Here is a 7986-nt window from a genome sequence, read left to right on the forward strand (position 1 = left end):
CGTAGCGTTTTGCTCCCATCCCCTCGATCCATGGCGCGTTGACCGCCAGAAGGACCTCGGCCGCGCACAACAAGAAGGCGCAGACCATGAGCACTCCTTTGGATACCAATACCCTCAAAGCCCGCCAGCAAGCCGCGTGGGCCAGTGGCGACTACGCGGTAATCGGCACCACCCTGCAACTGGTTGGCGAGCGCCTGGCCGAAGCCTGTGACCTGCGCTGGGACGAGCAGGTGCTGGATGTCGCCGCCGGCAACGGCAATGCCACCCTTGCTGCTGCCCGGCGCGGCTGCCGTGTCACCTCCACCGACTATGTGCCCGAGCTGCTCAAGCGCGGTGAAGAACGCGCGCGGGCCGAGCACCTCAATGTGCTGTTCCAGACCGCCGATGCCGAAGCGCTGCCGTTTGCCGATGGCACTTTCGATGCGGTGCTGTCCACTTTCGGCGTGATGTTCGCCCCCGACCAGGCCCAGGCCGCGCGTGAATTGAGCCGGGTGTGCCGGCCCGGTGGCCGGATCGGCCTGGCCAACTGGACCCCGCAAGGGTTCGTCGGCCAGATGTTCAAGACCCTCGGGCGGCATGTACCGCCACCAGCCGGTGCTCTGCCGCCTTCACGCTGGGGTGATGAAGAACAGTTGCGCGAGATGTTCGAAGGGGCGCTGGGCGAATTGAAGGTCAGCCGCCAGCACTTCAACTTCCGCTATCGCTCGGCAGCGCATTTCATCGAGGTGTTCCGCACCTGGTACGGGCCGGTGCACAAGGCGTTTGCCTCGCTGGAACGGGAGGCGGCCGGTGCGCTGGAACGGGATCTGACTCAGCTGCTGGATGAACGCAATGTGGGCGGACCTAGGTCATTGGTGGTGCCCAGTGAATATCTGGAGGTGGTGATCATCCGGGGTTAGCAGGCGCTCCCTGGAAGGCCTGTGCAGGTGGCGGCGGTGACAAGGCTGTTCAGGTTCTTTCAGTTCTTGCACTTGGCCATCACCACCTGGCATGTCCTGGGCGTACCTCCCGAGCGGCTGGCATAACGCATGCAGTTGTTCATTGACTTCTGCCGGGCAACGCTCAGGGTATTGCCCCAGGCCAGGCCGCCCTCGCCAGCCGTGGGCACGGCCTTGGCGAAGCAATTGGAACCGATGGCTGACGTAGCGTATCGGGCCTTGCCGGTTTTGCTGGAGCAGCCAGCGGTGAGCGCCAGGCACAGAGCGAGCAGGGTAGGCAGAGCCCAGGACATGTCCGGACGAATCGGTTTTCTGCACATGTGATCACCTTCTGCACTGGGCGACGAATGCCTTGCAGGATATTTCATACCAGCGAAGCGGTGAACTATCGCGCCGTCAAGGGGCTCATTTGCTAAGCGCACCCTGCGCTCACCTGATGGCACAAGCCCATCAGCCTTGGGTCACTGAATGAAAAGGAGGCACCGTGACCGCTTCTGACCATACCCTCTACCGCTGTACGCCCAGCCCGTTGCATGCCCTGTTGCTTGCGGGCAGTGTGCCGTTGTTTCTTGGCGCGCTGCTGAGCGATATCGCCTACTTCAAAAGCTACCAGATCCAATGGAGCAACTTCGCCGCCTGGTTGATCGCCGGTGGCCTGGTGTTCTGCGGGCTGGCACTGCTGTTTGCGCTGGCCAACTTGATCCGCGCCGAGTGCAAGGGCGGGCGCCCTGCACTGTACTTCATGCTGCTGTTGGCGGCCTGGGTGCTTGGGCTGATAAATGCCTTCGAGCATGCCAAGGACGCCTGGGCGGTGATGCCGTCAGGGCTGGTATTGTCGGTGATCGTGACTGTGCTCGCGGTAGTCGCCGCCTGGACCGGCTTGAGCAACCTGCGCTCGGGAGGTGCTGCATGAAGGCATTGCATGCATTGAGCCTGTTGAGCGTGGCGCTGCTGTTGAGTGCCTGCGGTGGTGATGGAGAGCCGACCCAGGCCCATGGCCCGGACCCGAAACTGCCCGAACCCCAGCGCGGTTTGCTGCCGAGCATGAAGATCGCCCAGCCTGTTGCCTGGGGTGAGCAGAAACCGACCGTGCCCGAGGGATACAGCGTCACGGCCATTGCCACTGACCTGCGTATTCCGCGGCAGAGCCTGGTGTTGCCCAATGGTGACATTCTGGTAGCCGAGGGCAGGGGTGGCAGCGCGGCCAAGCTCAAACCCAAGGATGTGATCGCCAGCCAGATCAAGGCCAAGGGTAACACCCAGGTCAAGGGTGGTAACCGCCTGACCCTTCTGCGCGATGCCGACGGGGATGGCACCTACGAGGTGCAGACCGTATTTGCGGAAAACCTCAATGCGCCTTATGGGCTGGCCTTTGCCAACGGTAAGTTGTATGTGGCCAACCAGGATGCGCTGGTGCGCTTCGACTACGAGGAGGGCCAGACCCAGGCAGGCGGCGCACCCACGAAGGTCACCGATTTGCCGGCCGAGATCAACCATCACTGGACCAAGTCACTGACGATCAGCCCGGACGGGCGTTACCTGTACGTGGGTATCGGCTCGAACAGCAATATCACCGAGCGTGGCATGGAAGTGGAAATCGATCGGGCAATGGTCTGGCAGGTCGATGCCGAAACCGGTGCGCACCGCCCCTATGCCACGGGCTTGCGCAACCCTACCGCGCTGACAATCCAGCCGCATACCGGGCAGTTATGGACGGTGGTCAACGAGCGCGACGAACTGGGCCCAGACCTGGTGCCGGACTATCTCACCTCGGTACGTGATGGAGGCTTCTATGGCTGGCCCTACAGCTACTGGGGGCAGAACGTGGATGAACGGGTGCGGCCGCAGAACCCGGACAAGGTGGCGACGGCAATCAAACCGGACTACAGCCTGGGCTCGCATGTGGCTGCATTGGGTGTCGCTTTCTCGATACCGGCCATGGGCGAGCGTTTCGCTGATGGTGTCTTCGTGGGCGAGCATGGCAGCTGGAATCGTCCCGACCCGGTGGGCTACAAGGTGGTCTTCGTACCCTTCAGCAATGGCAAGCCGGCCGGGCAACCAATCGACTTCGCTACAGGCTTCCGTGGCGAGGATGGCAAGACCCGAGGGCGGCCGGTGGGGGTGACGGTGGATCCCCGTGGTGCATTGATCATCGCCGACGACCTGGCCAACACAGTGTGGCGGGTGACGCGTGATCGCTGAGTGATCCACCTGGCTTGCGCGCTCCTGCCGAGGGGGCGCGCAGGGCTTCAGAAGCGGTAGTTGAAGCTGGCTTCCAGCGTACGCGGTGCGCCCGGAGTGATCAGGTCCACTGAACCATGCGCGGAGGCATAGTAGTCACGGTCGAACACGTTCTTCAGGCGCAGCGCGGCATCCCATTGCGGCACGCTGTACAGCAGCGCGGCGTCGAAGGTGGTGTAGCCCGGCATCACCACCACGTTGTCGAGTGCGGTGTAGCGCTCGTCGACGTAGTTGGCGCCGGCGGCCACGCGCCATTGCGGGGTCAGGGTACGCACCAGCCAGACGTTGGCGCTGTTACGCGGCGTCAGGGTAGGGGTCTGGCCTTCGTTGGCAACGCCGTTGGTCTTGCTGTTGGACTTGGTGATCTCGGCATCCAGGTAGGCGTAGCCAGCGTAGATCTGCCACTTGTCCGTGAGCTGCCCGCTCACGGTGGCTTCGAAGCCGTCGGTACGCTGCTCGCCCGCCAGCACGGTCAGGTTGGGGTTGGCCGGGTCGGCGGTCTTCATGTTGGTGCGCTCGAGGCGGAATACCGCTGCGGTAAGCGACAGGCGGCTGTCGAGCAGGTCCCACTTGGCGCCGATTTCGTAGTTGGTGGTTTCTTCTGGTTCCAGGTGCTGGTTGGTCGGGCTGACTGCGAACACTTCGCCTGAAGGCTGGTAGCTGCGGCTGACCGACACATAGTAGGACTGGATGTTATCCGGCTGGTAGACCAGGCCGGCACGGGGGCTCCAGGTCTTGTCGGTACGGTCGAGGTCTACGTTCTGCGCGCGGTCGTCGTCGTACTTCTGGCCAAAGATGTCATAGCGCACGCCGACCAGGGCCTTCCAGTGCTCGTTCAACTCGATCATGTCCTGCACATAAAGGCCGGTGGTCTGTTGGAAGTTGGTGCCCTTGGACGACAGGTTGGCGGCGTGCTCCGGCACTGGCACCAGGGCGTCGCGGTACACCGGCACCTGGGCCACGTTGTTCTGGCTCAGCACCCGCTGGTGCTTGTCCTGGAAGCCCACTTCCACGCCATACAGCAGGTTGTGCTGCATGCCGGCAAGCTGCGCCTGTTGCTTGAGTTCGGTCTGGTTGAACATGCCGTACTCGTCGCGGGCGACGTTGCCACGGTTGAGCTTGACCAGCAGTTCGCCGTTAGGCGCGGTGACGAAGCGCGTGGGGCTGCTGTCGGCCAGGGTGTTGTTGCGATCCAGGTCGTAGCGGTAATAGCGGCTGGTGTTGGTCAGGGTGAAGTCGTCGTTGATGCGGTAGTCCAGGCTGGCAGTCAGCGAGAACACCTCGCTGCGGGCATAGTCCTGGTCGGCATCGCCGGAGCCGAAGCGCTTGTCGCGGTCCACATCTACCGGGCGGTTGCCCAGCGCCGGGATGCCGAAGTCGATCAGGCGCTTGTCGTACAGGTAGGTGGCGCCCAGGTTCAGTTCCAGGTCGTCGGAGAGGCGGAAGTACGCCGACGGCGCAATGGCCTTGCGGTCGATGTAGCCATCGTCGCGGAAGGTGTCGCTGTCTTCGAAGGCACCGGTCACGCGGTAGGCCTGGTTGCTTTGCGGGTCGGCCCAGCCGGTGTCGAACTGGGTGCGGCGCTTGCCTTCGCTGTCGAAGCTCATGCCGACTTCGCGCTTGGGCGTGAAGCTCGGCTTCTTGCTGATGCTGTTGATCAGGCCGCCCGAAGAGCCACGGCCATACAGCACGGCAGCAGGGCCCTTGATCACCTCGACCCGCTCGATGTTGGAAAGGTCACGGAAGTACAGGGCGTCGTCGCGCACGCCGTCGATGTACATGTCGCCAATGGCGCTGAAGCCGCGAATGGTCACCTGGTCACGCTGGCCGTCGCCGTTGGACAGGCCGACGCCGGGCACGTTCTTCAGCACGTCTTCCATGGACTGCGCACCTTGGTCCTTGATCACGCTTTCAGGCACGACGTTGACGGTTTGCGGGATGTCGCGCAGCGGGGCGTCGATCTTCATGGCGCTGCGGCTTTCGCTGGCCTTGTAGCTTTGCTGCTCGTAGGCGCTGGTGACAGCAGTGGCGGGCAAGGCGAGGGAACCCTGCGATTCAGGTTGGACAGCCGCGTGAACAGCAGGCACAACCAGCAGGCCCAGCATGGAAATGGACGCCGGGGCAACAGACTTTTTTGCCATTACAGGTGACTCTTTGTTGTATTTGGAGGTCACGAATAGTAATGATTTGTAAATGTAAAGCAAGTGTAAAGAATTCGCATTTGCTATTGCAACGGTGCGAGTGGTGAGAAAGCGACAAAACGCGTCGCAAGGGGCAGGGGCCGGCAATGTGCCAGGCAAGGGCTATTCTTGTTGGCGCGTGAACATTTCACGCACCCATCCGGTCTTGATTACATGGAAGCAGGCCTATGAATCCAATTCGCTCTCTCGCTCGTGCTGTTGCCTTTGCCACCCTGGCGTCCGCCGCCAGCTTCACGGTGCAGGCTGCCGGTATTCCCATTGGTAGCGAGGCGCTGGAAAGCCATGTCACCACGCAGGTCACGGCCATCGACCTGGCCAGTCGCCAGGTCACGGTGAAAGGCCCTGACGCCAAGAAGGATGTGACCTTCCAGCTCACGGAAAAGGCCAAGGCACTGCCCAACCTCAAGGTGGGTGACCAGGTCGACATCTACGTGACCCGTGCGGTGGCCTATGTGCTCAATCCCGAGGTGGGCGGTGCACCGAAGGCGACTGAAGAGTCCGGTACCATTCGCGCCACGGCGGACAACCCCAACCCGGGCGGCGAGGCGTTCCGCCAGGTCAGGGTGACCTCGCAGATCAACAAGATCGACCTCGAGACGCATGAGGTGAGCCTGTTACCGCCTGAGGGCAAGCTGCAGGTGGTCAAGGTCGAGAACCCTGACCTGCAGGCACGCATGAAGAACCTCAGGGTCGGCCAGACGGTCGAGGCGATCTACACCGAAGTGCTGCGCATCGAAACCTCGCGCTGACCATTCATTGGGGCAGGCTACGGGTTGCCTGCCCATGGCATCGCCTTGCATTGATGCCTTTCAGCTAATCGATGGGGGCCGCCGTGCGCCCCATCGCCGGCAAGCCAGCTCCCATGGAACTGCACATGACTCATTGAATTGGCAGGGACTCTGTGGGAGCTGGCTTGCCGGTGATGGGCTGCGTGATCGTGTATCCATGGGGTGAATGAAGTACGTGCACACTTTCGATTTCCATGGATAAAGGGAAATTTCCGATCATCGCCTGAACATCTGTCACGAATGAGGACTGCCATGTTCAGCAAGACCCTGTGCCTTCTGGTACTTCCCTTTGCCCTGGCGTTGCTTGCCGGTGCCGTGCTGCCGTTCCAGGCTGCGGGTAATGCCGCCGTCGGCCGGGCGCTGGGGCATTGGTTGTGGGGCGCGTTCACGTCATTGACGGTGAGTTCGCTGGTAGTGATCGCCGCGCTGCTGATCCTAAGGGTGCCGGCGCCGGACATGGGCAAGGCCTTGCAGGGGCCCTGGTGGATGTGGGTTGGTGGGGTGCTGGGGGCGTTGTACGTGGCCGGTGCCGCGGCGCTCACCCCCAGGCTGGGTGCGGCGGGGTTCCTGGTGCTGGTGGTGGCGGGGCAAATCATCACGGCGGTGGTCGCAGACCACTTCGGGGTGATGGGGTTGGGGGGCAAGCCGCTCAACCTGGCCAGGTTGGCGGGTGTGGTGCTGATCCTCTGCGGCGTGCTGCTGGTGCAGGGTAACTGGGCAGCAGGCACGCCGACCAGTGCCACTGCCGTGGTGAAACAGCCGGAAGGCTGATCAGCGACCCGGCTGGCTGCACGCCCACACGGTTTCCCGCAGCCAGCGATGCCCGGGGTCGTCGTCCTTGCGGCTATGCCAGGCTTGCTGGTAATCGAACGAAGGAATCACCAGTGGCGGCTCGAACTGGCGCAATGTCTTGTGCTGGTGCAGCGAGCCCACCGCGCGGCTGGCCACGGTCAGGATCAGGTCGGTGCCGGCCAGCACCTCGACCGCCGCACTCCAGTGCGGCAAGGCCAGGGCAATCCGCCGACGCAGGCCCTGCGCGGCCAGGGCGCGCTCGATTTCATCGAAGGCATCCGGGTGCATGGCCATCAGCACATGCGGGCGGGCCAGCCAGTCGGCCAGGGCCAGGCCGCCGCTGGTTGGCAGCACCTGGCGGTCGGCAACGCTGATGAAGCTGTCGGTGAACAGCGGCTGCGCAGTGATGGCCTGGGGCAGGTCCGGGAAGATACCCAGGGCCAGGTCCAGTTCACCGTCGAGCAACTGGGCCAGCATGGTCTCGCGGCTGGCCTGGCTGATGGCCAAATCCACCCCAGGTGCGATCTGGCGCAGGTGGCGCAGCAGGGGTGGCAGGATGATCCGCGAGGAATAGTCGGACAGCGAGAGCCTGAAGCGACGCTGGGCCTTGGCCGGCTCGAACTGTGGGGCGGCCAGCAGGCCGTTGAGGTTGCCCAGGGCGTCGTGCAACGGTTTGGCCAGCGATTGGGCGCGGGCGGTCAACGCCATGCGGCCGTTCTGGCGCACCAGCAAGGGGTCGTCGAAGTGCTTGCGCAACTGCGCCAGGGCGTGGCTTACCGCCGGTTGGCTGCGGTGCAGGCGCAGGGCGGCGCGAGTCACATGCTTTTCGCTCAGCAGGGCGTGCAGGGCGAGCAGCAGGTTGAGGTCGATCTTGCGTAGTTCATCCATGGTGCGAATGGTCTTGGTTGAGTCTGGCAGTTTTGATCAGCTTAACAAATGCCCAAGACCGCTTTTATGGAACGACACATGACTTATTGGTTTAGTGAGGTTCTGTAGAAGCAGCGTTGTGGGGGGGAAAAGGCGGGA

At 63.0% G+C, this 7986-nt stretch carries 8 protein-coding genes; 5 read left to right on the top strand and 3 right to left on the bottom strand.

All coding sequences use genetic code 11. From position 1 onward, the window contains the following. The first annotated feature begins 86 nt into the window (after window positions 1-86). Window positions 87-899, top strand: coding sequence for a class I SAM-dependent methyltransferase (locus tag ACK1U9_RS21045; protein ID WP_449110156.1), 813 nt, complete (start codon window positions 87-89; stop codon window positions 897-899). A gap of 59 nt (window positions 900-958) precedes the next feature. Here ACK1U9_RS21045 and ACK1U9_RS21050 read toward each other — a convergent pair whose 3' ends face one another. Further along, entirely contained in the window at window positions 959-1258 is a 300-nt protein-coding gene (locus tag ACK1U9_RS21050) for a hypothetical protein (RefSeq protein WP_085599078.1), read from the bottom strand. A gap of 164 nt (window positions 1259-1422) precedes the next feature. Here ACK1U9_RS21050 and ACK1U9_RS21055 point away from each other — a divergent pair, with 164 nt between their 5' ends. Next, complete coding sequence (locus tag ACK1U9_RS21055; RefSeq protein ID WP_449110157.1) at window positions 1423-1851, top strand: DUF2231 domain-containing protein; 429 nt, start codon at window positions 1423-1425, stop codon at window positions 1849-1851. Continuing rightward, complete coding sequence (locus ACK1U9_RS21060; protein WP_196174618.1) at window positions 1848-3140, top strand: PQQ-dependent sugar dehydrogenase; 1293 nt, start codon at window positions 1848-1850, stop codon at window positions 3138-3140. Before ACK1U9_RS21055 ends, ACK1U9_RS21060 begins: the two co-directional genes overlap by 4 nt. A gap of 47 nt (window positions 3141-3187) precedes the next feature. Here the strand turns inward: ACK1U9_RS21060 and ACK1U9_RS21065 are convergent, their stop codons facing one another. Further along, window positions 3188-5320: a TonB-dependent receptor gene (locus tag ACK1U9_RS21065; protein WP_449110158.1), complete on the bottom strand. Its 2133-nt coding sequence runs from the start codon at window positions 5318-5320 to the stop codon at window positions 3188-3190. A 227-nt stretch (window positions 5321-5547) separates the two neighbouring features. Here ACK1U9_RS21065 and ACK1U9_RS21070 point away from each other — a divergent pair, with 227 nt between their 5' ends. After that, window positions 5548-6129, top strand: coding sequence for a hypothetical protein (locus tag ACK1U9_RS21070; protein WP_085599072.1), 582 nt, complete (start codon window positions 5548-5550; stop codon window positions 6127-6129). A 291-nt stretch (window positions 6130-6420) separates the two neighbouring features. Further along, window positions 6421-6939, top strand: coding sequence for a DMT family transporter (locus ACK1U9_RS21075; protein ID WP_153670823.1), 519 nt, complete (start codon window positions 6421-6423; stop codon window positions 6937-6939). On the opposite strand, the gene ACK1U9_RS21080 is transcribed toward ACK1U9_RS21075, so the two are convergent. Continuing rightward, the gene (locus ACK1U9_RS21080; protein ID WP_108480135.1) at window positions 6940-7848 is read right to left on the bottom strand and encodes a LysR family transcriptional regulator; all 909 of its coding nucleotides are present in this window, start codon (window positions 7846-7848) and stop codon (window positions 6940-6942) included. It abuts the gene before it with no gap. Window positions 7849-7986 lie beyond the last annotated feature (138 nt).

This window comes from Pseudomonas sp. XP1 (genome assembly GCF_053557675.1).

Bases quoted from the DNA above. Each gene is read 5' to 3' on its own strand.
- ACK1U9_RS21060 (WP_196174618.1), top strand. From the start codon at position 1,848: ATGAAGGCATTGCATGCATTGAGCCTGTTGAGCGTGGCGCTGCTGTTG.
- ACK1U9_RS21080 (WP_108480135.1), bottom strand. From the start codon at position 7,848: ATGGATGAACTACGCAAGATCGACCTCAACCTGCTGCTCGCCCTGCAC.
- ACK1U9_RS21065 (WP_449110158.1), bottom strand. From the start codon at position 5,320: ATGGCAAAAAAGTCTGTTGCCCCGGCGTCCATTTCCATGCTGGGCCTG.
- ACK1U9_RS21075 (WP_153670823.1), top strand. From the start codon at position 6,421: ATGTTCAGCAAGACCCTGTGCCTTCTGGTACTTCCCTTTGCCCTGGCG.
- ACK1U9_RS21070 (WP_085599072.1), top strand. From the start codon at position 5,548: ATGAATCCAATTCGCTCTCTCGCTCGTGCTGTTGCCTTTGCCACCCTG.
- ACK1U9_RS21045 (WP_449110156.1), top strand. From the start codon at position 87: ATGAGCACTCCTTTGGATACCAATACCCTCAAAGCCCGCCAGCAAGCC.
- ACK1U9_RS21050 (WP_085599078.1), bottom strand. From the start codon at position 1,258: ATGTGCAGAAAACCGATTCGTCCGGACATGTCCTGGGCTCTGCCTACC.